The 22,102-nt window shown below is 57.7% G+C and carries 20 protein-coding genes; 9 read left to right on the plus strand and 11 right to left on the minus strand.

What is annotated here, in order from left to right; all coding sequences use genetic code 11:
• Nucleotides 1–220 precede the first annotated feature (220 nt).
• The 4 genes from AC07OD_RS14000 (at nt 221) to AC07OD_RS14015 (ending at nt 4,163) form a co-directional block, all read left to right on the plus strand.
• The gene (locus AC07OD_RS14000; protein WP_494597222.1) at nt 221–739 is read left to right on the plus strand and encodes a hypothetical protein; all 519 of its coding nucleotides are present in this window, start codon (nt 221–223) and stop codon (nt 737–739) included.
• Nucleotides 736–1,242 (plus strand): hypothetical protein, encoded by a 507-nt coding sequence (locus AC07OD_RS14005; protein ID WP_494597223.1) that lies wholly within the window; start codon nt 736–738, stop codon nt 1,240–1,242. The genes AC07OD_RS14000 and AC07OD_RS14005 overlap by 4 nt, the downstream gene beginning before the upstream one ends.
• Nucleotides 1,243–1,436: 194 nt before the next feature.
• A complete protein-coding gene (locus tag AC07OD_RS14010) occupies nt 1,437–2,774 on the plus strand; it encodes an esterase/lipase family protein (RefSeq protein ID WP_494597224.1) in 1,338 nt (445 codons plus the stop codon).
• Nucleotides 2,775–3,437: 663 nt separating this feature from the next.
• Entirely contained in the window at nt 3,438–4,163 is a 726-nt protein-coding gene (locus AC07OD_RS14015) for a JAB domain-containing protein (RefSeq protein ID WP_494597225.1), read from the plus strand.
• A gap of 159 nt (nt 4,164–4,322) precedes the next feature.
• Here the strand turns inward: AC07OD_RS14015 and AC07OD_RS14020 are convergent, their stop codons facing one another.
• The 3 genes from AC07OD_RS14020 to tnpA are packed head-to-tail and all read right to left on the minus strand — an operon-like array spanning nt 4,323 to nt 7,548.
• The gene (locus AC07OD_RS14020; RefSeq protein WP_494597226.1) at nt 4,323–6,845 is read right to left on the minus strand and encodes a DNA repair protein; all 2,523 of its coding nucleotides are present in this window, start codon (nt 6,843–6,845) and stop codon (nt 4,323–4,325) included.
• Nucleotides 6,827–7,189, minus strand: coding sequence for an IS66 family insertion sequence element accessory protein TnpB (gene tnpB / locus AC07OD_RS14025; protein WP_494597370.1), 363 nt, complete (start codon nt 7,187–7,189; stop codon nt 6,827–6,829). Before tnpB ends, AC07OD_RS14020 begins: the two co-directional genes overlap by 19 nt.
• Before the next feature lie 20 nt (nt 7,190–7,209).
• A complete protein-coding gene (gene tnpA, locus AC07OD_RS14030) occupies nt 7,210–7,548 on the minus strand; it encodes an IS66-like element accessory protein TnpA (RefSeq protein WP_494597227.1) in 339 nt (112 codons plus the stop codon).
• Nucleotides 7,549–7,662: 114 nt separating this feature from the next.
• Here tnpA and AC07OD_RS14035 point away from each other — a divergent pair, with 114 nt between their 5' ends.
• Nucleotides 7,663–8,175: a hypothetical protein gene (locus tag AC07OD_RS14035; RefSeq protein ID WP_494597228.1), complete on the plus strand. Its 513-nt coding sequence runs from the start codon at nt 7,663–7,665 to the stop codon at nt 8,173–8,175.
• A 107-nt stretch (nt 8,176–8,282) separates the two neighbouring features.
• Here AC07OD_RS14035 and AC07OD_RS14040 read toward each other — a convergent pair whose 3' ends face one another.
• The 3 genes from AC07OD_RS14040 to AC07OD_RS14050 form a co-directional block, all read right to left on the minus strand.
• The gene (locus AC07OD_RS14040; RefSeq protein ID WP_494597229.1) at nt 8,283–9,515 is read right to left on the minus strand and encodes a metallophosphoesterase family protein; all 1,233 of its coding nucleotides are present in this window, start codon (nt 9,513–9,515) and stop codon (nt 8,283–8,285) included.
• 3 nt (nt 9,516–9,518) lie between these two features.
• Entirely contained in the window at nt 9,519–10,844 is a 1,326-nt protein-coding gene (locus AC07OD_RS14045) for a recombination directionality factor (protein WP_494597230.1), read from the minus strand.
• Between the two features lie 282 nt (nt 10,845–11,126).
• Nucleotides 11,127–11,399: a hypothetical protein gene (locus AC07OD_RS14050; protein WP_494597231.1), complete on the minus strand. Its 273-nt coding sequence runs from the start codon at nt 11,397–11,399 to the stop codon at nt 11,127–11,129.
• Here AC07OD_RS14050 and AC07OD_RS14055 point away from each other — a divergent pair.
• Nucleotides 11,392–12,075, plus strand: coding sequence for a hypothetical protein (locus tag AC07OD_RS14055; RefSeq protein ID WP_494597232.1), 684 nt, complete (start codon nt 11,392–11,394; stop codon nt 12,073–12,075). The genes AC07OD_RS14050 and AC07OD_RS14055 overlap by 8 nt on opposite strands.
• 390 nt (nt 12,076–12,465) lie before the next feature.
• On the opposite strand, the gene AC07OD_RS14060 is transcribed toward AC07OD_RS14055, so the two are convergent.
• Nucleotides 12,466–13,719 (minus strand): cation:proton antiporter, encoded by a 1,254-nt coding sequence (locus AC07OD_RS14060; RefSeq protein ID WP_494597233.1) that lies wholly within the window; start codon nt 13,717–13,719, stop codon nt 12,466–12,468.
• Between the two features lie 341 nt (nt 13,720–14,060).
• Between AC07OD_RS14060 and AC07OD_RS14065 the strand changes: the two genes are divergently transcribed.
• Together AC07OD_RS14065 and AC07OD_RS14070 are read left to right on the plus strand one after the other, a co-directional pair.
• Complete coding sequence (locus AC07OD_RS14065; protein WP_494597234.1) at nt 14,061–14,759, plus strand: HEPN domain-containing protein; 699 nt, start codon at nt 14,061–14,063, stop codon at nt 14,757–14,759.
• A 251-nt stretch (nt 14,760–15,010) separates the two neighbouring features.
• Complete coding sequence (locus AC07OD_RS14070) at nt 15,011–15,865, plus strand: hypothetical protein (RefSeq protein ID WP_494597235.1); 855 nt, start codon at nt 15,011–15,013, stop codon at nt 15,863–15,865.
• A gap of 189 nt (nt 15,866–16,054) precedes the next feature.
• Here the strand turns inward: AC07OD_RS14070 and AC07OD_RS14075 are convergent, their stop codons facing one another.
• Both AC07OD_RS14075 and AC07OD_RS14080 read right to left on the minus strand, forming a co-directional pair.
• Complete coding sequence (locus AC07OD_RS14075; RefSeq protein WP_494597236.1) at nt 16,055–17,305, minus strand: DUF1173 family protein; 1,251 nt, start codon at nt 17,303–17,305, stop codon at nt 16,055–16,057.
• Nucleotides 17,306–17,347: 42 nt separating this feature from the next.
• Nucleotides 17,348–17,809: a hypothetical protein gene (locus AC07OD_RS14080; RefSeq protein ID WP_494597237.1), complete on the minus strand. Its 462-nt coding sequence runs from the start codon at nt 17,807–17,809 to the stop codon at nt 17,348–17,350.
• Nucleotides 17,810–18,084: 275 nt separating this feature from the next.
• Between AC07OD_RS14080 and AC07OD_RS14085 the strand changes: the two genes are divergently transcribed.
• Complete coding sequence (locus tag AC07OD_RS14085; RefSeq protein ID WP_494597238.1) at nt 18,085–18,567, plus strand: hypothetical protein; 483 nt, start codon at nt 18,085–18,087, stop codon at nt 18,565–18,567.
• An 818-nt stretch (nt 18,568–19,385) separates the two neighbouring features.
• Here the strand turns inward: AC07OD_RS14085 and AC07OD_RS14090 are convergent.
• Nucleotides 19,386–19,955 carry a sigma-70 family RNA polymerase sigma factor gene (locus AC07OD_RS14090; protein WP_494597239.1) on the minus strand — a complete coding sequence of 190 codons (570 nt, stop codon included), beginning with the start codon at nt 19,953–19,955 and terminating at the stop codon, nt 19,386–19,388.
• A 963-nt stretch (nt 19,956–20,918) separates the two neighbouring features.
• The gene (locus AC07OD_RS14095) at nt 20,919–21,920 is read right to left on the minus strand and encodes a tyrosine-type recombinase/integrase (RefSeq protein WP_494597240.1); all 1,002 of its coding nucleotides are present in this window, start codon (nt 21,918–21,920) and stop codon (nt 20,919–20,921) included.
• Nucleotides 21,921–22,102: the final 182 nt, after the last annotated feature.

The following is a 22,102-nucleotide window of genomic DNA, read 5'->3' on the forward strand; positions in this document are numbered from 1 at the left end:
CCTCGCCGGCTGGCCCGGCCTGAGGCATGAGGATGCCGCAGGGTACCTTACAGCACCGCCAACGGAGCCGTGCTTTGGCCTCCTATCCAGCGAACACGTCCAGCTCGTACCCCAAAGCCGGGGACAGCTGGATGATCGGCTCGTAGATGCCTTACGCACAGCCCATCCGGGTACACGCTTTCGCTTGCACGCCAATGTGCACGTCCTGCCTCGGCATGTGATGGCTGATCTGTCGAGTTTCGACACGCACTCCGCGTGGTTCGAGCAGGCCGCCCGTCTCAGCCGACGCCTAAGCGCTCCCGCCTACACGGCACATGCGGGGCGACGAGATCAGGCCACATTGACACAGGTGCTGGACAACGTACGACGTTGCGCGGAGCTGTTTGGCTGCCCCGTCGGCGTCGAGGGGCACTACCCCACACGCGGTCAGACCTGGCTCATCGCCAACTGGGAGGAGTACCGGTTGCTCTTCGAGTCAGGTGCCCCCTACGCGCTTGATCTTTCGCATCTGCACATTGTTGCCACCCAGAGCGGACGGACCGAAGATACGCTGGTAGCCGAAATGCTGTCCTGCGAACGCTGCCTGGAAATCCATGTGAGCGCCAACGACGGCCTAGGTGACCGACATGACCTGTGCGCGGAGCCGCCCTGGTGGCATCCCCTTCTGGCACACGCGCATCCCGACGTCGTGCTGTTCTCGGAAGGAAACCACCTTCGCCACGAAAGGAGACTGGCATGAGCGCACTCCAACACGCTGCTCCGCCCGCGTATCAGGTCGATGAAAATGGCCGTATCCGGCCCAATGAAGCCGGCCAGGCGCTGCTTGTGCAGCATCGAGCCGTCAAGGCCCAGATCGAGGTGCTGAATCGAAGCTGGTGCAATGCCACCTTGGCCGTGCTGTTTATTCATCACCCCTGGGTGGAAGCACTGACCCTCCGTATTTCTTCCAGTTGGGAGTACGACGACTCGGGTGGGTGCTATCGCAGTGGCTCCTGCCGAGTTCAAGCCTTGGATATCGCCCCCGGCATGAAGTTGCCCGAGGAAATCCTGCAGGACGGCTATGTGGACCAGGCGCTCGCCGCCGAGATGCTCACCGACATGCTGAACGACGACTCCTGCGATTTGGCACTGCTTCTCCTGGAGGAAGACGAATCCGAAGATCGGACGCTCTCCTTCAAGCGGGCCGAGGTCCTGGAGAGCGTCGTCATCCAGGTGACGCCTCTTGGCATGCAGAGTTCCTAGAACCCATCCTTAGGGCCCCGAACCATCCTGACGGATGGTCGGGGCCATGTTTGTGCGCGGCCGGCTCCCACCTCCATATACGGGCATGTGGCGAAATGCGCATCGGCGTGCATTGCTGCTAGGGAATACCTGGATGGAGCTTTGCCGTACAAAAAATACGATTCATTACAACCATGTGTTGTGTGGAGGAACCTATGAACCCGCTGGTCATCATTCATGGCTGGAGCGATCAATCGCAATCGTTCGATCCTCTAGCAAGGCAACTGGCACAGAAATTAGGCGCAGCCCCAACAGAGATCCGGCTTGGAGACTGGATCTCCATGAACGACGAAGTAACGCTTCTGGACGTAGCAGCAGCACTTAGCATGGCCTGGCAGCACTACGGTCTGCCTTCCTCTCCGCGCAGCGTGGACGTGGTCGTACACAGCACAGGCTCGCTCGTTGTCCGGGAGTGGATGACCCGCTACTACACACCCAAGTCCATCCCCATTCACCGCCTGCTGATGCTGGCACCAGCGAATTTCGGCTCACCGCTCGCACACAAGGGACACAGCTTTATTGGACGGGCTATCAAAGGCTGGGGGGAGCCGGGGTTCCAGACCGGAGAGCAAATTCTGAAGGCGCTGGAATTGGGCTCACCCTATACCTATGAACTGGCGCACCGCGATCTGTTCGACATCGAGACGCCATGGTATGGCGCGGGCGGCATCCTGTGCACCGTCCTCGTCGGTGATGCCGGTTACAAAGGCATCGCATCAATCGCCAATGAAGCTGGCTCTGACGGCACTGTACGCATCAGTACCGCCAACCTCAATGCGGCCAAGATCACGCTAGAGCTGAACGAGAAACACGAGCCCATACGCTTTGACGTGCAGTCGTCATTGGGATCCATTGCGTTCGGCGTAGTGACTGGTCAAAACCACAGCACGATCGCACTCAAGGAAAAAGGGCCGAATAATGACCTGACGGCCGAGCTCATGGTCAGCGCATTGAAGGTGGTCGATGACGGATGGGACAAATGGATCTCATCCCTGGCCAAGAAGACCCAAGGTGGCGGTGAGAGCGACCGCTTTCAAAACACTGTCGTCCGGCTACGTGATCAGTTGGGGCATGACGTGACGGATTACTTCGTTGAGTTGTACCGCAGCGCTGGTTCGGACCAAGGGTTCGAAGAGCGGCTATACCAGAAATTCATCGAATCGGTACACGCCTATGCTGACGATCAAAGCTACCGGTCCCTGTACCTGAACATTGGGATACTGGACAAGCTACGGCCCAAGATCGAAGAGCGAGGCGGACTGTATTTCAGCTTCCTGGCTTCACCCACGTATATCCCGAGTGATAGTGATGGCAAGCCCAGCCTTCATCCGGCGGGTTATCTGCCTGTGCCAGAACACGATACTGGAGGCGTGCAAATCTTATCGAAGCAGCTTGACGAGGTATTCGCGGCACACCGCACCGTGCTCATCGATGCCCAGATATATCGGGTTGTCGACCCTGCCGTGTTTCGCATACGAAACCTAGGCGCCTGAGGCGGACATTCATCCGTGGGCACATCTACGCTATTGGGTCAGACCGTACCGCAAAACAAGGACGACCGCACGGACAGCAACCTCAGGAAGCCTGCTCTCGCCCAGGTTTTCCATCACATGCTCCAGGCAATATCTCATCGTCGAGAGCAAAATATTTAGGATTTCGCGGGTATCCCGCCCCACCATTCCATCTGCAGCCCGGCGCAGCACCTGGAATTCGCACTACGACAAGGCTCTCACAGATTGCTTGCCATCGAACCACGCGTGAGATGCGTCTCATGGACGCAACGCACACTGGGGATATCCCCTCTGGTAGCGGATGCGACGCAGGACGCAACTGATATCCAAACGACATTCAGTCGATACCGCGAAAGGTTTAGCAAACAGGAGAACCGGCTATGGCGAGGGGCAAGATCGCAATACCATCCGCAACTGTCTAGCCGTGTCAATCCATGCGGATGGCTTGACCGACAGGCGCGTCGCGCGCATGTGCCCGCCGACGAAAATGGATGCGCTTTCAGCTCCATCGCGGAGCCTTTCCGGCCAAGTCCGGCGCTGCAGTCGTTACCTGCCTTTTCTGATCCTGCTGCTGGTGCGGCAGGCCTTTCCCTTCGGGACATTGGTCCCACGCAGGGGTCGGTGTTCCGCGTGCTGGAGAACACCATGAGTTTTGACGTCATCGGCCTTTGGCCGTTCCTGGTTGCGGAGTCAATACGGCGATTCATCGACAGTATGGCCCGCATGATGACTCGCTGCAAATCGGCCTCCGTTGCCACTTTTTCAACGCCGCGTCACCCAGAGGTCAGGGTGGATGGCGATCCGCTCCAGCTCAGCCGCTCACAGTTGCTGTCCGAGCTACTCGCCCCAGCCGTCGAGCCCTTTGAGTTATTCCGAGTTTGCGACATCGGCGCGGCGCAACCTCTTCCACCGGAAATAGCGGCATCGGTTTCCCGACGGCTGCTCGTCGCAAGAGAGCTGATGCGTCGTGACATGCTGGCTGCATTGCAGGGCACACTCGTCTTGAACTCGCCCAAGAAACTTGCAGAGTGGCTCCACATGCACTGTGGAGGATTGGACTACGAGGTCTTCTTGGTTCTGTACCTGGACGCGCAACATCGCCTGATCACTGCAGAGCAGCTCTTTCGAGGAACGCTCACTCAAACCAGCGTTTATCCCCGAGAGGTCTTGAAACAGGCACTCAGGCACAAGGCAGCAGCCTTGGCGCTGGCACACAACCACCCCAGCGGCGGCGTAGAGCCCAGCTCAGCAGACAAAAGGCTGACAGCAGATCTAAAGAACGCCTTATCGCTCATTGACGTTCGAGTGCTTGACCACATTATTGTGGGAGGCGAGAACCACTATTCCTTCGCCGAGAATGGGTTGATATAAGCCGCCGATGCACTGCAAGTGGCACGAAAACCATTATTGAAGGCTGCTTGCATAAGAGTCTATGCAAGCAGTCCTCACCCCCGCTTCGTGCAAACGAGATCCGTGAGCAACAACGTTGCCTTGCTCTTTCTCCTATCCAGATCCTCGGCCATGAATGTCTCACGCATGGGCATGATCAGCGGCGCAGCAAAGTGATTGAGGTTCGCTGTTACCTTCTTCAACTTCCATCGGCACGTCCTGTCTCTGAAAAGCATCCAAATCGATAACCACATCAGCCATCGCCGTTAGCTCCGGCGTCTGTGAAACAAAAAACTCCCGTTTATATCCACCCAGCCTGAGTACCTCCCGCTTCATAGCCATAAACATGCGCTTGCGATCCGGGTCCAGGGCCCCGTCGGTCTCGTCCGAAAACAGAGACTCATAGCGACGCTCGCTGGAGTGCGCCAGATACAAGGCCACAGCCCGGACCAAGGATTCGTTGATCCACACCCGCTCTCCTCCGCTCATCTGTTCCACCCGCTTGCTTTGCCCTGTCTCGCCGTCGTGCACCTCAATGACGAAGCCTTCGCGCTGCTCACCCTTTCGGTTCTCGACCTGGGTCAGGATCGATACGGTGAAGCGGGGGCCATAGCAGGCCAGCAGCAGATCGTTGGCTAGCCCCGCCAATGTCGGCCCGGCATCGTCAATTTCCAAGGCAATCAATCCATCGTTGCCCAGGCATTTAACCAGCAGCCCCCAGTTGCCAATTTGCGCCTCCACCTTCGCCACATGAGCGGATAGCAGTCTATGCTCGTCGCTCCGCTCTTGGATTTGCCTCGCCAGAGCAGCCTGGAGTTCAACATCCCGCAGGGCCTGAATGTGCTCATGGTCAGCCTCCGCTACCGCCTTCTGAGCAGCAGTTGCCCCCTGCTGCGCAGCGTCCAAGGCCCGACCATCCCAAACCGGTTGCAACTCCGCCAAGTCGCTATCCAGGCGGTCGAGCATCTGGCGATAGTGCCTGGCCTGCTGCTCCCGCTGCGCAGCGAGCGACTCAAGCGCTTCCAAAGTCTCGCTCCGCTCCAGTTCTTCTTCCGGTGTGTCGCCGTCGCCAAATTGCGCCGCATCGGCCATCAGACCCGCCAATTCAGGCTCAAGGTCGCGCATGCGATTCTTGGCTTGCTGAGCCTCATCTCGCCTTTCCGCTAGCCTGCCATAGCTTGCAGCCCGCCGGCGCGAGGCAGCTTCGCGCCGCTCTGCCCTTTCCAACTGCTGCGCTGCGCCAGCCAGCATGCCGTGCTGCGTTTGTAAGGCCCTCAGTTGCTGTTGTACCGCCTGTTTTTCGCTGGATAGCCGCCGGATGGTGCCCTGAGCGCTTGGCATCAAAGCATGCGCTTCCCGTGCATCACCCAGGAGCTTGCAGTGCCCTTGCAACTCGGTTCCGACACAAGGGACCTCTACCGTCAACCCGAAACGACGAGCAAGGTCATCGGCCCTCAGCGCGGCCTGGCCAGCCTCCCGTTCGATAACCTGCAGGCGTTGCTTCGCCGATTCCACGCCGGCGCCGCATCGCTGCAATTCCTGTATCTGCCCGCGAGCGTGGCACACCAGTTGGGAACGTCCCACAACAACCGATTCTGCCAACGCCAACCGGCGCTCGGCACGCGAAATGCAGGCCTCCCGCAGCAGCACAGCCTCACATTGATGGCGCTCTCGCATCACCATCTGAAGTCGCGCTTGTTGATGTGCCCGGCGCGTGGCCACGCGCTGGTCAAGGCGCGCTAGCTGGGCTCGCAGGCTCTGCTGCTGGCTGACAATGCTTTCGATAGCACGCTTACCCGCCTGAATGAGTTCCTTGCGATCGTCATATAACCGGGTGCGTCGGCCTTCCACGTTCCCCGCCTGTGCAGCTGCTGTTTGCTGTTCAGCCAGCCGGGCTCGAGCGATGTGCTGGACACTCTGTGCCGCATCGCGTGCACCTGCGCAAACCTCCACTCGGGCATGGACGTCGCCCAGTTGCCGGCTCTCCACATGGAGGCGATCAACCGCATCTTCCAGCCCCGCCTGCTGCTGCCGCAGCGTGACCAGCCCAGCCTTGAGCAGATCGACCACTTGAGAGGCCTTCTTTCCCTGATTGCGGCACTCTTCCTGGCCCAGTAGGTCGGCCAGCAAGGTCTTGATTTCGCCATTCTGGTAGCTGCTGAGCTGCCGTTTTCCCTGGGCGCTGAATACTGAAGTGCAGAAAGTTTCCTGGCCGCCCAACAGATGCTCGACACAGCGGTTATAGGTTCCAGTCTTGCCATCGGAAACCGTGCCATCAGGCAAGCAGAACGGATGCCACCGCCCCTCGGCGTCGGTCTCGAACAAAAACGCCTCAGTCGAGCGCCTGCCGTTGGAGCGAATCACGATTTGTGAGCGAAAACGCCGACCATCGTGCTGCCATATCAAGTCCTTTTCGCTCTCAGGCAGCACCACATGATCGTAGTAGGAGAACCCGCCTGGGCCCGCCAAAGCAGCCCTGGAAGGAAGCGTCAGGAAGGGCTGCAGATTTTCTATTAGCGTAGTCTTGCCTCGGCCGTTGGAACCTGCCAGCGCCACCAGCGCAGCATCCCCGGCCAGGCGCTCCAGGTCTAGAGTCAATACGTCGAGACCAAGACCATCGCGGATGCCCCGAAAGCCTTTGAGAGTTAAAGAAAGAGGATACATGGCACAAGGCTCCAGAACAGAGCCTTCAGCATCCCACCGCAGTTGTTGGTTTCAAGGGGGACGTCCACACCGCCGCGGGGTAGGCCCAGCACCAGCGCATCGAATTGCACGCGCGTGAGCGACGGCAACACGCGGCCATCACGGGGCCGGAGGAAGCGGCCCTGGTTCAGCCGCCTCGTCGCGCACCACACGCCGAAGCCGTCGTGCACCACCAGCTTCATGCGCGTGCCGCGCGCGTTGGCAAACAGGTAGCCGTGGTGGGCCTGCGCACTGCCGAAGACTTGCACCACGCGCGCCAGCAGCCGATCAGCGCCGGCGCGCATGTCGGTGGGCTCAGCGGCCAGTTACATCGCGTCGATGCGGATCACCGCAGCAGCTCGCGCATCCAGCGCGTCATCTCGGCGGCGGCCGAGGGCGGCCAGGCAATCGTCATCGTCAGCGTGCCGCGCCGAAGCTCGACGTGGATGCGCTCGTCGGCGCCCGGCGCCGCTTCGATCGCCAGCGGCATGAAGGCCGGTGCTACGATTGGTGTGGCGCCTTGCTCGCGGGCCTGCTTGCGCCAGCCGTGCACGATGTTGGCGTTGATGCCGTGGGCCATCGCCACCTGTGCCACCGAGGCGCCAGGGGCCGCGCACTCCGCCAGGATCTGCGCCTTCAGCGCCGGGGTGTGGTTGCGGCGAATCCGCTTCTTGTCCGTAGTCATCGTGTCCAGCATCAGTTGATCGTGGACACGATCGTTGGCCAGTCAGCTCGCCGGTTCAAGATGGGACGGCTGGCCCCTTGCACGCAACCGTAAGTCAAACTTGATTTTTCAACTATGCGCGCCTTTCCCTCCAGTTTGCTTCATGGATCGCCAAACAAGGCGATTGCCCAACTCAGTGCGACCTATGGCGACGAGAGAGCACCTTTCGGCCCGGCGATATATCTGACGGAAGATCCTGATGTTGCAAATTGCTATGTCAAAGAAACAGGCGCCATCTATGCTGTACAACTAGCAGGCAATAGCCAGCTCACCATTCCAATGAATGCCTCTTGGAAGGACCTCTCCGTCGATGCACGGCTTGCCGTCACCAAGCTTTTCAAGGCCGCCAACCTTCCCTTCCCCATCAACACCAACAACGCAAGAGCAATCATCGACACCGCAGTCCCCACTCTAGGTCTACGCCGACGCAATGAATTCCTGGCGGCGGAAGGGATCTGGATGCTCTACGGACACGTCGACGCCATGGAGTTCAGTGGCTTGTGCGACCGGGGAATTCAGTACGCCGTGCTTTCCGAATCAGCCATTGCATTTCAGCACCTCTGGGAAGCTCCGCGGAACGCTGCCTAGATAAGCCCATGTCCCCTACGGAGTTAGCACTCTACAGTGCCACTGCATCCACAACATCCCGCACTTCGCCGTGCGCATTTCGAACGAGCCCTTGATCCGCTGCCTCGTCAATCGGGAGCGGACACAGACAGCAAACGAGCGGCAATCCCCGTAGGTGCGAGCTCGTCCAGGGTTCCAAGGCACTCCAATACACAGGCTGGCGCAACTCCCGTCAGTTCCGCCCAGCGGCCTACCTTTTCGGCCAAGGTAGGCAATTGGCTGATGCCTGCCGCGCGCACCCGAAATACGGGCACGATTCGTCCTTCTAGCTTGGTCTGCGCCGCTGTGGCAAGCAGCCGCGCGATAGCTGCACGATCCACTGTATGGCGGTCTTCGTCTGCCACCGTCCAGCGAACGCGCACGTGCGCTCCCTCCAGATCCTGATCGGCTACCGCCTTCCTCAATGCATCCAGGTCAGGACGCCCCTCGAACACGATATCGATAGTGCGCCGCGCTGGAGTGGGGAGCAAACGGCATATCGCCGCATCGGACTCAACCTCCCAGAGCAGAAATCCTTTCTCACCCTCCTCCCCAAAGTGAAATCGCCCGATTGAGCCCGCATAAGCAATGCACTGCCGACCTGCCACGCCAATCTGCTCCCAGGATTGATGCCGATGGATGTGCCCCAGCATCACAGCCTGAGCCTCGGCGCTGAACAGCGCTCCGGTAGTGAACTCGTGGTCGAACCCCGCCATGGGCACGTCATGCTCTGATAGGCTCCCATACACAGTTCCGTGTGACACACCAATGGTCGGAATGCCCTGCGCCCTGGCCAGGCGATTCAGGGGAGCAAAGCCCGCCAGTAGAAGCGCAAGATTCTCCCCGATAGCTTGGGCAGCTTCAGCCGCCCCCACGGCTGCCGCAACCACTGCCTTGTTGACCGTCGGCACACAAGAGACAAGCCCCACGGCACCTGCAGGCAAGGCCTGAAAACGCCAACCACTCGATGCGAGCCAACGGCCATCTGACATCAGCACAACCTGCTCGATTCGATCCGATACATGCACCGAATGACGGGCGCCCAGCAGGCGTAACGCCGAGAGCGTGCCCGGTGGCTCATGCGAGAAGGTACCTTGCAGTACCAGCACCGGACAATGCTCGGCCAGCCGGCGCACCTGAGCCAGCAGCCGCACAGTAGCGGGTTCGTGAAGATCCAGACCATGGTCCGTGGCATCACCGGAGAGGACTGCGGCCTCGACCTGCTCGGCAATCGCCCGGTCGATGGCGGCGCCAAAACATCGATCCGCCTCCTCCAGCGTGGCCGCGCCATAGTGCAAATCGGAAAAGTGTGCGATGCGCATGGCTCAACCCCTCCCTGCCAGCAAGCCTAGCGCACAGTCGATCTTGTCGGCATAGCCTTCAGGGTGGTTCGCATAGCGCTCCATTTCGTCCCACGCCCGCCCGCGCCCATGGGGATTGATCTTCCAGCCACGCCCCCACCGCTGGTCTGCATACTTCTGATACCGTTCGACATCAACTCCCATGGCCTGCGCCCGCCGCAGCAGTTGCACCATGGTGGGGTGCCCTGGGGCCATAGCCATCTCGGTTTCCACAGTCTCTGTCGGCTGGCGTTCCGAGACACCCTTCTCAACGCTTGCAATTGATTCACCTTCCAATACCCGCTCCGCCAAGGCAGCTTGCATGATGGCGGTGTCCTCGTTGTCTCCGTCTCGTAAAAGCGCGGTCACATCGATGGGAGCTTCCAGTTCGATGATCCACTGAGGCACCCGCACGGCTCGCCCGTTCTCGTCAATGTGCGGCACGTCACGCAGCACCTTGGTGAGAAAGAACGTCTCACGCGAGCGGCCCAAAAAACCGGAAATCCGCCCGCCTCGCATGTGGCCGATAGCCTGAAAGCGCTGGATGGCATTGCTCATGGCGTAAAAGCTCGTCGTGGGCAACTCGAGCGCACAGATGGTGCGGATCCCTGGAATGAAGAACAGAAATCGCCCCGTCAAGTTGCACTGGCGAGCTTGGTATTCGGCACAGGACTCCGGATTGCAGATACCTCCGTTGTCCTCGCGCAGCATGGTCTTGCGCCCGCCAAAGATGCGGACCGTACGCCGCCCGGTGTGATCCACAGGGATTGGAGCGTGGCACATGCACTGGCGCGTCTGGCCGTCGGCCGAGTACTGCGACCAGAAGCGCTTTTCGTGAGCCCCCCAGGCTGCAAGTTCATGAGGCATAACGCTCTGCCAATGGTCCGCAGGAAACACCACGGGGAATCGGTACAGGCGATGGCCCTGGCCACGGTCTTCGCCGTAGGTATCGAGAATCTGCTGCGCTACCTCGGGATTGGGAAAATCCTGCGCCCGAACGGTAAACCAGGGCAGATTGCGCGGCACCAGTGGCGACTTCAATTGCGGCAGCGCTTCCTTCAAGGTCCGCTCGATTTGCTCGAACGAGCGTCCTTCGGCCACGCCCTGCCGGTAGATATCCTTGGCTTGCGGCACCTCGGCGGCACGCTTGGTAAGTACCATGATGCCCGGGCGAATCTTGCCGCCGGTGGGAATCCGTGCAGGTGCCTGACCCAACAGGGTCGGCAACGCAACCGGGCCGCCCTGGACAGTGATGATTGCATTCGACACGCTTTGCTCCTTGATGATGGCCGGCCCAAGCCGGTAACTCATGCTCTCAAGGAGCGGGTCTCTTTCAAGGGCGGAGCAGTCGGTCTTTCACGTTCGCAACTGCGTGCTGCGTCATAACGCGCCCCCCAGCGAATCGAGCAGTGTCAAGGGGCGAATCACCGTCGCAAGGTGAGGTCTCCCTCCCAATACCTGACGATTCGAAGTGTGCAGCGTGCAACTACGTCAGCAGGGCCTACCGCCCCTGGGGCTCAGATCATGCTGACGCAAGAGTGGGTCAATCTTCGTTGGCGACTCAGCGACTGCTATCGGGATTGGGCCAGCAGCTCAACGGTTGTCGAGCACCGTGCCAGCAGCAGCTACCCTGCACAGGGCCACGCTTACATCCCGCGCGACCAGCACCACCACGCTGGCGGCCAGGCCCATACAAAGGCTGGACAGGTCGCACGACAACAGATCGATCACCTCTAGGCCAATCAGGCCCAACCGAGTCAGGTTGCCATCGCTCGTGTCATTGAAGCGGCGTGGATCGAGGAGCGCGAGGTCTACCAGCAACTCATCGCTCGCCAGGGCATCCCTCAAAATCACGCGCATGGACATGTACATCCTCAACCCGGCCGCTGTGCGGGACATCTCGGACATCTTGCTTGACGCCCACGGCGTGCTGCGCGTGGTGCCCGCCGCTGCGCTTGAGAAGACGACACCACAGGAGCGCTTGGCTTTCGGCGTACGGCGTGGCCTGTACAGCTTTCCAACCGAAGAGCTCTGTGCCTTCCTTCGCGGGCGCATCGGCGGCAGAACTGCCATCGAGATCGGTGCCGGGCCAGGCGTACTGGCAAAGGCACTCAACATCCCCGCCACGGACAATCGGCAACAAGAGGAACCGGCGATGCAGGCGTACTATCAATCGTTGCGCCAGTCCACTGTGCCCTACGGCGAGCACGTCGAGAAGCTGGACGCCGCGGCAGCTGTCAAGAAATATCGACCGCAGGTGGTGGTCGCGTGCTGGGTTACACACCGATTCGATCCTCAGCGCCCGCATGCCGGCGGCAGCACCAGCGGCGTGACCGAAGCATCGATCATTGCCTCCTGCGAGGAGTACATCTTCGTGGGCAACGAGCACCTTCATGCGCACAAGCCGATCTGGACGCTGCCGCATGCAAAATACACCCCGCCGTGGCTTTTCTCGCGAGCCATCAATAGAACCCGCGATTTCATTGCCATTTGGCGCAACGGCAATCGAGTGCAGGACGTCCTCGAGCACGGTACCAAGTGACAGCGACTGCGAATTGGAGCGCTCGAGCCGAAACCCCAGAATGTGAAGACGGTCGATTCTCTCCAGAATCCCGACGTTCCGAAGAAGTCCTGCGGCCGCTGGGGGACACCATTCTCGGCAGCCAAGCCACGTCGTTCAAGATGGGTTCCCGGACGCCTACGGCCTAAAGGCTATTTACATTGCCTTATTTAGATCTAGTGCGACTATGCGCCGTGCCTAGTTGACATCTGCAAAACAAAGAAGCCCAATTCGACAGAATCGGTACTGAAAGCAAAGGGAAGACGGCTGCTCCTCGAAAAATCGAAGCGACTGTTGCGCCCACGAGGAACATACAAGTGGTGATTGCGGCTTGATCGTCTTGAGCTTCGCTGCCCTCCCCCTCATTCCTTTTCAGCCGCGCGGCAACGCACATCGCCGCACCAACTGCCCTAGCGTTGTGGCCTGCACCAGCAGGCTGAAGACCACGACGAGGTAGGTCACGCCGATGAGCATGTCGCGCCCCTCGAACTCGGGCAGCGACAGCGCCAGCGCAATGGAGATGCCGCCGCGCAGGCCGCCCCAGGTCATGATCTTGACGGCATGCGGGCTCACCTGCCGAAAGCGCCGCAGCGCCGCCATGGGCAGGGCCACGCTCACGCCCCGCGCAACCAGCACCACCGCGATGGCCGCCAGGCCCACCCAGAGGATGGACAGATCGAACGACAGCGCGATCACCTCCAGCCCGATCAGCCCGAACAGCACCAGGTTGAGCAACTCGTCCAGCAGCCCCCAGAAGCTGAACAGGTGCTCTCGGGTCTTTTCCGACATGTGGTTGGTCGCGCCATGGTTGCCGACCACCAGGCCCATGACCACTACCGCCAGCGGGGCCGAGACGTGCAGGCCCTCGGCCAGGCTGTAGCCGCCGGTGGCCAGTGCCAGCGTGATGAGGATTTCCACCGGATAGCTGTCGATGTCGGAGAGCAGCCAGCAGGCCGCATAGCCCGCTGTGAGGCCGAACACCAGCGCGCCGGCGACTTCGCGCAGCAGCAGCGTGCCGACGTGGGAGAGCGAGAAATCGGATGCACCGCTTGCCAGGCCCACCAGGGTGAGGAAGGTGACCATGGCCGTGCCGTCGTTGAGCAGCGCCTCGCTGGCGATCTTGGATTCGAGCGACTGCGGCGCGCCCGCGCTCTTGAGCACGGCCAGCACGGCGATGGGGTCGGTGGGCGAGATCAGCGCGCCAAATACCAGGCACCACAGCAGCGGCACCGGATGGCCCAGCGCCGCCGTGACGTAGTACATACCTGCGCCGACCACGGCCGTGGAGATCAGCACCCCGAAGGTGGACAGCGAGATGATGGCCGCCTTGTGCTCGCGCAGGCGCGAGAAATCCACATGCAACGCGCTGGCGAACAGCAGAAAACTCAGCAAGCCATGGAAGACCACCTCGCTGAAATTGATCTGTGTGACCAGCGTTTTCGCGTACTCGGCCATCTCGGGGTGGGTCAGACCCATCAGCGAGACGATGATGCAGGCCATCAGCCCCGTCAGCGTGATGCCCAGGGTGTCAGGCAGGCCAAGCCGCTTGAGGTATTTGAGGTTGATGACGCCGAAGAAGGCCACGATGGCGAACAGGACGCCGGCTCCCTGAAAAATGCTGGGCATGTTTTGAATTTTTCGTGAGGGGGCCTGAAGAAATTGATACGCCTACAGCAGGTGTCAGTACAGGCCTGCATCCGCGATGCATCACAGAATACTGGAAACACTCCCCTGGTTGCAGATGCTGGTCTTCCTTGACCCGCATTCCGCGATGAGATCACCGGCCTGCTTGATCAGACCATCGGCAGTAAACGACCCTGAACGGACAGTCACCTCGGGCTAGCTGGGCTTGTAAACTTTGCCAGACATGTGGGAAAACGCAAAGGCGTGGGAGGAGGCTGAGACTTCTATTGCATAAGATGCCCCGAGACCCAATGAGTATTTGATAAGCAAAGAGAGGGACGAAGATGGTCAGAAAAATTATGCCTACCGATGTACGAGACGACTATCTTGCACAGCTTGCGGCTATTGATGCTTTTCATCAGAAAGGGCTAATTGCTTTTACAAGCGACGCCGATGAGTCAACTCTCACAGAGCACTCCCTGCTAGCAACAGCTGTTGCATGGGAAGGCTTTGTAAGCGATATGTTTATCGCTTACATAAACCGAGACTCAGCGCGGTTTTTGACTCATATGGAGCAGTCGTTTAGGCAACACCTGCAGGGAAGTGGGACACCTCTAAGAGTTTTTAATAATTTTGGCAAATTAGAAATGCCTAGCCATCTCAAGAAAAAAGAGGTAATGGGGCTGGCGAACAGCATCGGCAACAACATCACTTTTCCTAATTACAGTGAGCTTGAGAGCAAGGCAAAAACTTGGCTTACAGCTCCTCACTTCGCAGTATTTAAAGACCTTCTTGGTCCACAAAAGGCCGTTATTAACCTTCTAATTTCGTTGAGAAATCACATTGCTCACCGCAGCCAGAGGTCCTTTGATGCAATGAATGAAAGCATGCTGACGCAAGCGCTTTACCCAACCGGCTTGCAAAGGCAAGCCAATAAAATTCAAAATGTCGGCGCGTGGCTGAAGTCAAAGCCGGTAGGGAGGCAAGAAATCCGTCTTGCTATTATTTTGAGAGAGCTTAATGTTATCGGTGCTCGGTTTTAGACTAGCCCATTTTATCGCGCATAGCGAGATGGTGCATCAAACTATCACCCAAGAATGTTTCGCATATTGGAAGCGTCATTCACAGACAGCAGTCAACCGACGTCTCCCCATATTTGAGTAGCGGTGGTACTTGAAGTCAAATCCCGACGACTGCTTCTGGCAAACCTCGGAGGCAGGCCGCGACCCGTTGCAGTCGTTCGAGCTCGCCACTTTCACGCTGTACAATGAAAACATTTCCACCGAAAGTATCCATGACGAAAGAGGAGCGATTCGACGATATTTCTCGAGACTTAAAGGCCTATGAGAAAAACGGTGCGACCCATTGCGAGCCTATTTATTTGATGCGAAATCGTAAGGGCGATGTACACAGCGAAAATACTGATAGTGCTACAGTTACCTACGTCAAGTTCAAAACGCAATACTACGCTCTAACTTGTGCCCATGTGGCTAATGCACGCGAGGGCGGGGTTATAAATGGACCATTGCTGATACCAACCGTTTGGGGTCCTCGTGGAAAAGGGTTTGCTTTTCGAGCTGGTTCTGAAAATTTTTTGGCGGGTGAATTTCACTGTGTAAAGCGGCCTCTGCATCATGACCGAGAATTGGATATTGCAATTGCACCGCTAAATCCAGACTTCATTCGCCTTCACATGCATGAGAAAAAAAAGGAACCTATCGACTTGGATAAATGGAAAGAGCCAAATTGGGAATTGATTAGAACATGTGCAAATTTCGGATTTCCCAATCGAAAGAAAACGTCTTCCGGATTGACTGTCAGCGCAAAGCTGTTGACGGTCATTCTTGAGCTTCAGTCCAAATCGATGTCATTTGAGCGAGATGAGTTCTTGCTCGCTTCCCACATTCCTAGCGCAGAGGATGGTTCTTCTCTAAGCGGCCACAGTGGCTCTTTAGTCTATTGCCTTATTAAAGGGGGAGGTTTGATTCCAATCGGAGTCCTATACGAAGGCAGCCCTGGCGATCCTTCGTGCAAGAAAGCGGATGGCAGCTTCTACGGCCCATTTGATTTTCAAATCCATGCACTCGTGCTTAGTCCAGCTAAATTTGAATACTGGCTAGATAATCTCACTTCAACTCCTGCTGCATAAAATTCTCCGGCCTGTTTCAGATCAGTTCCCAACTCCCACTTACGCCAGTGAATCATGAGTGAAGCAGCCTGCTACGACAATACGCCTAGCGACTGGTTGTGGCCGAACACGGCCAGTCACCACCAGCGGACTGGTCAGTGATGGCCGGCACAAGGAGGCAGTTCAATCAGAATACGCTGCCGATCAGCACTACTGGCCTCGCGGTGCCCCAACCTTCCTGCATGAATCCCCCGCCCCCATCATCAAGAGACTCGGAAGTTTCGGCATGGGCTGCTCCGTCCACCAGGCCCATACCGGCTGCAATTCCTGTTCAATCTCCTTGAGCTTGGCCGCCTTCTCACTTTCATCCGCAAATGCACTCACCACATGCAATGGCACCGGATCGGCCCCTGCATCGGTCAACAGCACATTAGGAAAGACAGCCGCTCGATTTGCGTCATAGCGCAAGGGCTTGATGAAACGCCGCCCCTGCTCTACCAACGCATGGATCAATCCAATCTCGTGGGTGCCCTCAACCGGAATCCAGTGCTCAGTGGTCAGCATCATGCTGAGTGCATCCACCTCATATACATGCTCGTGCTTGGCCCGGATCAGAGCCGTCATCACCAATCGGGGCCGATAAGCTGCATCTGCCTCCTGCAACTCGAAGTACGGCGCATAGACTCGGCACACTCGCTCCCAAGTTTTGGTTGCAATCAGCAACGGCGCGTCAGGCATATGCTTTATCCACACCCGGCGCCCAGTGGCAGTGGCCTCGCAAGTTTTGAACTCGCCCAGCACGATTGCCAAGGGTGATCTGCCATCCGACGGACGCAGTATCGCGAGCTTATCCCGGCGGCGTTGCGCGTTAGCTGCCTTCGCGGCTTCGCTGAACGGTTCTGGGACATAGATACGGTGGGACAAGGGCTCGCCCTTGACTACCATTTCCGAAGCCGCCTCGAGCAGATACCTGCATAAAACGCCTTGGCCACGCTTGCCTGTCATGGCAGGCGTCCATCGATTGAATCCGCCTCTCTCAAAAAGGTAGTGCGTCAACGCATGCAAGCTCATCCGCCGGCGCGGCACGCACACCTCGCGGGGTTCCCTCGGTTCCCCTCTGACACCGGCCCGCCTCAGCACCCGCTCCCATGGAAAATCAACGCGGAGTTCTATGCTACCCAGATCTGTTTCAATGACCGCCTCTCCCATCAACTCACCCAGCCCTGACTGTTGAGCATCCAGTTCATAGGAGGGACATTGAGGGTGATGCTGTACTCCCGTGCCAGGCATGCGCTTCACGACGTATTGGCGGTGACGCGCCACATACATCTCGACACCATCAGGAACGCATAGGCAGCGTGGACGTTCAGAACTACCATGTGCGCGCGCGAGCGCCTCCTGCAGCCGGGGATCCAGTGCATCGAACGACGCACCGCACAGGGAGAAAGTTTGACTGTCCATGACGAGTTCCCAAAAGCCCATGATGGTCAGACGGCCCTGAGCTCACCACTCGAAAATGGCACAAAAATACCCTGAATTCGATGACGAGAATGATCCATCGTGCCTCGTCGCGAGGGAGCATACGATGCGCATCAACGGTTGACAGCATGGTCCATGATGGTTTGGGCTGGGTGACACCACGGAGTGCAGACAGCCGCCGCGCGCGCATTGTGCTGCGAAGCACCACAGCAAGCGAGCGAAACTTTGGTAGACGTGCGGCAGAGCACCGAAGCCCGCTTCGCAGACCTGCGCACAGATAGGACCTAGCTGGATCAGTTCGTGCGCCCAACGTTGCGTACCAAAACGTGCCTCCATCCTAACCAAGCAGTGCGCCCAATTAGCAAACTGCTCCAGAAATGCGCTGCCCTTGACCAGCTGGCCGAGAATCCCGCCCATCTCCAGGTCTATCGTGCACAATTGAAAAACACGCTTGGCCACATCCACACCGGATACGCTATGCTTCATGGGAGGTTCGCCGTTGACCCTGAGAATGTCTATGCTCTCTCTTTGGACACAAGAAGCCGTGGGAGCTTGAGGTGCCCCCTCACTGCGACGCCCTCACTTCATCCATGGCGACAGCCCTTCGCAGAGAGGCGACCATTCCACTTTCTTACACAGGCAATGAAAACTCAGCCCCTCGCTGTGTGATTTTTGTTGCCGAAAAGGTATACAGGTAGTTCGGAGGTTCTTGGATGGAAGCGGAAGCACCGCAATTGAGCCGGTCTCAAAGGCGAGCCCTCGTGAAAGAGGAGAAGAAGAAACAGCGGCCGGTGCGTAGGAAAGGCTCCTCGGTCATCAATGCCGTAAGACACGCTGTCTTCCGCAAGCATTTTGAGGGGCTTTTCGTCACTGCCGACGGGCTTTGCGCGGCCAGCAACGATGTCACTGACATAGCTGGAGTGGTAGGCCGATTGTTGTTTGTAACAGCCAAGGCCGTATCTCTTGATGAATTGGAGATCGAGGATCCGGAAGTTAATCGCGCCCTCGCGTGTGCGGAAGGCACCTTGACCCAGATTGTCAAAATTGGCGATATTGATTCGCAACAACGAGCAGAATTGCTGGTAGGACTGGACTATCTTGAAGCTCTGTCGCGAGTGGTCTCCATAGAAGCTTTAGACATGTCATCATGGCTACTAGACCAGTTGATCGCGAAAGGATCGGACTTTGGCGATGACGAAATACCGCTGCTACTGGAGCGGATCGCGAAAAAGCACGTGGCGTGAAGCTTGAATGCCTCCAGCACATCAGAATGATACAAAGCACATGGAGTGACCAGCTCGGTTGCGTCCAGAACCGGACTCTCGGGTTCTCACGACCGAGCGCTGACCGCCCACAATAGCTCTGCCATGGATATTCAAGCACTGCCTGACGATGAGTTGGTTGCCAAGGCTACGGCGTGGAGGCAACGAGCTCTGCGTGGGGAGATTGACGCACGTGGGTACGCTCACGAGCTGGAGCGCGAGGCGCGCCGACGCTTTGGCGTCCCCAGGAGCGACACATCCTTGACATTGCCTACGGTGAGCCCGCTGGGCGTGCTACCTGCCTCCACACAGCGGCGACGCCGCCTATGGTAGCTCACACCGGCAGCCGCGCAATCCTGGCAGATGGCTAGGGAACATTTGAATCTAACAACCTACCGCGGCGTGCTGCCTGATTCGTTGGCCCTCGCCCTCTCCTCCGAAGTCTGTTCCAAAGCTGGTATGAAACCGGTCAGCAGCCAGATTCTGGCCGCTTGGTCATATGCAGCCCGATTGGCTGGATCCGCCTGCAACCACGCGTTCAACTCGGCGTTAAACGCCTCGTCCTCAAAGCCGATTTCATGTTGTCGTTGAATCCAGCACCAAGCAGCATCCCTGCAAGGATCGCAACTGGGCAAAGGTTTGAATGTCATCGATGGCACGTTATTCCTCCGACCGCCATCTATCAACAGCAGCAGGTCTGAACTATATCCATATCGCTACGATATGAACCACCGCGTTGCCTCATTCTGATCATCGCTAAGCCTGACATGCTCACCGTAACCGCACGTACACCGTCGGGCTCAATTGTCCAGCGCATCTTTGCAAGCGGACAATGCCCTAGTCGCGTCCTTGAGCATGAAGTTCACAAGAGTGGCCGAAACGCCAAGCTGGCTGGCGATCTCCCGCTGGCTTCGCCCTTCCAGGCGATAGAGCTCAAAGGCTCGGCGAGTACGGGGCGGCAACCTCTCAAGCACGTTCGCAATCTGCGCAATCAGCCTGCGGTGATCAATTCTAGACTCTATCGCAGCATCGCTCCTGACCTCCGGGAGCTGGCCATTGGGACTACTAACGATGTGAGTGGACTCCACCACCCTGCGCCTGCAATAGTCGAATGCCAGATGCCTCACAACCTGACAGCAGTAGGCAAAGGGATCCCTGATCTCCCCGGCCCACACCCCTTCAGCCAGCTTCAGATAAGCATCCTGCACGACATCGTCAACCAGACCGTAGCGCCCGACAATCTTGGCAGCCACGACCTTAAGCTCACTGCGTCGTGTCATAAAGACCTCAAGCAATGCTTGCTTGGGCGTATCAGCGGGTACCACGAAACGTTCTCCCCATCGAACCGGCATATGGATGCGGGTCGTCAATCGTTGTTCTGCAACGGCATCTCACACCTACAAGCCAAGTAATAGAACCGAGCGGTGACCAACTGCAATACCAAGCAACAGTCCTAAAGACCTGCTTTTTACTGCTTTTGCTCGATGAAGGGCAATGCATAGCGGTAACCCCGCACAACACCTGGAACTTCCGTCTTGAGCACTTCCTGTCGACACGTCCACCTCGACGTAGAAAATATTGGTCACATAAATCCACCAACCTAGACCGTCTCAAGATCTAGCGCTGCAAAATTCGATAGTCTCCCGATCATCCAGACATAAAGAATCGCAACCTTGTCCATCAGCCGACAGTGATACCTCCGTGTTGAGATATGGCTACTGGCTGGCAATACGAAGGCTGTATCGATTCACAGCCCCTTCATTCAGCCGTTCGCACTACACATAAGCAAACTGATCTGCTGTCATGCCATCGCGGAGCGAAAAAGCCAGTTCAGCACTTCGATAATGCGGCCGCAGGAGGTGTCTGCAGCCTCCAGCAATTCCACCGTTCGCCCAAGTCAACCATCTATATGCACCGATTTGCATGGATTCAGTGTTTAGTGAAATTTATTGACATTTCACTAGGGCTTTCGCTAAAGCAACACTGGACTTTTGGACAGGTTGCAAACTCTGGATTTCGTGCTTAAGGACAAGAAGATGAGAGCTTAGATCACCCTACCACGCCTTCCAATGTGGACATCTGGAGTAGCCATTACTTAGGGATGCTCTGCACGAATCATTGCGCCGTGGGCATCTGCGTCCTCGAGCGGTCTGCCGCATTGCCAATAGCCACGGCCACATAGCGACTGGAGGCAAGGCGGATCCAATCGCACGCACTTAACAACCTGATGACAGACTCTCCAGGTATCCAGATGGCATACGAAGCAGAAATTTGCAGACCTTCGCTGTCTCTTTTAAAAACTCCATGATGCAAATAATCGATACCAAGGCGTTTCAAGTTGCCAACTCGCGCCCATCCAGGCCCTGAATTATGAGCCCACCTAAAAATCCGTCATTAGTACCTACCAGATCCTCGTGAGAATATAGATCGGTCATCAATTGAAGCATCTCCGGACGCTTCGGAAGCATAGACCTCACCTTATGCCTTTCCGCGATTCCCAGAATTAATCCAATCTGCTCCTCAGTCGCGCCACGCGCATGGAGACGAACCGCGACGTTATGACGTAACACTCTGGCCGATAAGCCATGAATATCGACACGATCGAAAATCTTGCGATAGGTATCCAATATCTGACGGCACAAATTACGCCTGCGCCCCATCTGTCGATCAGCGTCAATCCAATAAGGCTCCCCGTCCTCGTTGAGAAACAGGCGATCATTCGGGTCGAAGCCTCGATACGGCGCGTCAACACCACCGCCCTGGCCCTTCGATGCCCGCCGTGTTCCCAAGTACGCATCAATAGCTTTGACTGCAGCTGAATTCTGAAAGAAAAGTGGCCTCTCCCGCCTATTGACAGAAGCCGCTGCACGCATCTCCGATTGAGAGCGAACCATCCCATCAGGGTAAAGATAGTCGGCAATCTCCAGCCGAGCGACTTCGAGCGGACGCGCAGCGGTTGCCAGCACGATGTGAATCAAGGCCCTATCGCGCAGCGGCGTGGGGCTGTGCAAACCCGCGCGATGAATCATGACGCTCACTTCTTTATCCGTCAGGATTTTCGGCGGATCATCGGGTTTGACATCCCCGGCTTCAAACCGTGCGAGTGCCGCCTCAACACCCTCTACTGCTTCACGCAGCTTGGTCACATAGCCAGTGGCTTCGAGCTTAAGCCCTTCGATACCGACTTTGCGCTGTAGTGTCTTGGCCATGGATTTGACGCGATGTTCTACCGCCGTACGGGTTAGGCCATGGGCGGCAGCCACCGCGTCGTAGGTTCCTCCGGCCAACACCTCTCTCAGCATGGCAATGGACAAACGGGTTGATTCACTGTGCATGGTCAAACGTAGTGCAGATGAATTAATCGTTGTCTGATGCTCTCCCTGCTCGGCCCTCCAAGACAGCAAAAGAACCGCCTGAAAAAGCCCGAAATCGACATACAACTCAGCACGACAGCATCGACATGGAAACTCCTAGCCAACCGGGACATCGGTGGCATTGGCACTCCAAAGACTCGGCA

The sequence above is a fragment of the Acidovorax sp. GW821-FHT10E03 genome (assembly GCF_059415205.1).

What these genes read in the sequence shown, in the direction of transcription:
- AC07OD_RS14000 (WP_494597222.1), top strand. Translation starts at nt 221, where the DNA reads ATGGCTGATCTGTCGAGTTTCGACACGCACTCCGCGTGGTTCGAGCAG.
- AC07OD_RS14005 (WP_494597223.1), top strand. Translation starts at nt 736, where the DNA reads ATGAGCGCACTCCAACACGCTGCTCCGCCCGCGTATCAGGTCGATGAA.
- AC07OD_RS14010 (WP_494597224.1), top strand. Translation starts at nt 1,437, where the DNA reads ATGAACCCGCTGGTCATCATTCATGGCTGGAGCGATCAATCGCAATCG.
- AC07OD_RS14015 (WP_494597225.1), top strand. Translation starts at nt 3,438, where the DNA reads ATGAGTTTTGACGTCATCGGCCTTTGGCCGTTCCTGGTTGCGGAGTCA.
- AC07OD_RS14020 (WP_494597226.1), bottom strand. Translation starts at nt 6,845, where the DNA reads ATGTATCCTCTTTCTTTAACTCTCAAAGGCTTTCGGGGCATCCGCGAT.
- tnpA (WP_494597227.1), bottom strand. Translation starts at nt 7,548, where the DNA reads ATGACTACGGACAAGAAGCGGATTCGCCGCAACCACACCCCGGCGCTG.
- AC07OD_RS14035 (WP_494597228.1), top strand. Translation starts at nt 7,663, where the DNA reads ATGCGCGCCTTTCCCTCCAGTTTGCTTCATGGATCGCCAAACAAGGCG.
- AC07OD_RS14040 (WP_494597229.1), bottom strand. Translation starts at nt 9,515, where the DNA reads ATGCGCATCGCACACTTTTCCGATTTGCACTATGGCGCGGCCACGCTG.
- AC07OD_RS14045 (WP_494597230.1), bottom strand. Translation starts at nt 10,844, where the DNA reads ATGAGTTACCGGCTTGGGCCGGCCATCATCAAGGAGCAAAGCGTGTCG.
- AC07OD_RS14055 (WP_494597232.1), top strand. Translation starts at nt 11,392, where the DNA reads ATGGACATGTACATCCTCAACCCGGCCGCTGTGCGGGACATCTCGGAC.
- AC07OD_RS14050 (WP_494597231.1), bottom strand. Translation starts at nt 11,399, where the DNA reads ATGTCCATGCGCGTGATTTTGAGGGATGCCCTGGCGAGCGATGAGTTG.
- AC07OD_RS14060 (WP_494597233.1), bottom strand. Translation starts at nt 13,719, where the DNA reads ATGCCCAGCATTTTTCAGGGAGCCGGCGTCCTGTTCGCCATCGTGGCC.
- AC07OD_RS14065 (WP_494597234.1), top strand. Translation starts at nt 14,061, where the DNA reads ATGGTCAGAAAAATTATGCCTACCGATGTACGAGACGACTATCTTGCA.
- AC07OD_RS14070 (WP_494597235.1), top strand. Translation starts at nt 15,011, where the DNA reads ATGACGAAAGAGGAGCGATTCGACGATATTTCTCGAGACTTAAAGGCC.
- AC07OD_RS14075 (WP_494597236.1), bottom strand. Translation starts at nt 17,305, where the DNA reads ATGGACAGTCAAACTTTCTCCCTGTGCGGTGCGTCGTTCGATGCACTG.
- AC07OD_RS14080 (WP_494597237.1), bottom strand. Translation starts at nt 17,809, where the DNA reads ATGAAGCATAGCGTATCCGGTGTGGATGTGGCCAAGCGTGTTTTTCAA.
- AC07OD_RS14095 (WP_494597240.1), bottom strand. Translation starts at nt 21,920, where the DNA reads ATGCACAGTGAATCAACCCGTTTGTCCATTGCCATGCTGAGAGAGGTG.